This window comes from Candidatus Clostridium helianthi (genome assembly GCF_045310795.1).
GTDB lineage: Bacteria > Bacillota > Clostridia > Clostridiales > Clostridiaceae > Clostridium > Clostridium helianthi.
Genome location: NZ_JBJIAB010000087.1, coordinates 1 through 1,113 on the forward strand (window position 1 = coordinate 1; position 1,113 = coordinate 1,113).

Below are 1,113 nucleotides of genomic sequence, written 5' to 3' on the forward strand. Positions count from 1 at the left end.
CAGAGATCCGAAGATTTCCGAATGAGGAAACTCACATGGGAAACCCCATGTATCATAAAGTGAATACATAGCTTTATGAAGGTATACCCAGGGAACTGAAACATCTAAGTACCTGGAGGAAGAGAAAGAAAAATCGATTTTCTTAGTAGCGGCGAGCGAAAAGGAAAGAGCCCAAACCAGAGATTTATCTCTGGGGTTGCGGACAGAACATAACGAGAAATCATAGTTAATTGAACACAACTGGAAAGTTGGACCACAGTGGGTAATAGTCCCGTAAGTGAAAACTATGATAATCAGTTCTGCACCAGAGTACCACGAGACACGTGAAACCTTGTGGGAAGCAGGGAGGACCACCTCCCAAGGCTAAATACTACCTGATGACCGATAGTGAAGCAGTACCGTGAGGGAAAGGTGAAAAGAACCCCGGGAGGGGAGTGAAATAGAACCTGAAACCATGTGCCTACAACCGATCAGAGCACCTTATGTGTGTGATGATGTGCTTTTTGTAGAACGAGCCAACGAGTTACGGTATGTAGCGAGGTTAAGTACTTAAGGTACGGAGCCGAAGGGAAACCGAGTCTTAATAGGGCGACTAGTTGCATGCTGTAGACCCGAAACCGGGTGACCTATCCATGGCCAGGTTGAAGCGAGGGTAAAACCTCGTGGAGGACCGAACCACGTTGCTGTTGAAAAAGCATGGGATGAGCTGTGGATAGCGGAGAAATTCCAATCGAACTCGGATATAGCTGGTTCTCCTCGAAATAGCTTTAGGGCTAGCGTCGGAAAATGTGAGTAGTGGAGGTAGAGCACTGAATAGGCTAGGGGGCATAGCGCTTACCGAACCTTATCAAACTCCGAATGCCACATACTATCAGTCCGGCAGTCAGACTATGAAAGATAAGTTCCATGGTCAAAAGGGAAACAGCCCAGATCGTCAGCTAAGGTCCCAAAGTGTAAGTTAAGTGGAAAAGGATGTGGGATTTCTAAGACAACTAGGATGTTGGCTTAGAAGCAGCCACTCATTAAAAGAGTGCGTAATAGCTCACTAGTCAAGAGATCCTGCGCCGAAAATGTCCGGGGCTCAAACTTACCACCGAAGCTACGGGTTCACGT

At 46.9% G+C, this 1,113-nt stretch carries 1 rRNA gene (only partly in view); it reads left to right on the forward strand.

Annotated elements, in window-relative coordinates:
• A 23S ribosomal RNA gene (locus ACJDTP_RS27215) occupies positions 1-1,113 on the forward strand; its annotated part runs 1,747 nt beyond the window's last position; the annotation flags it as partial.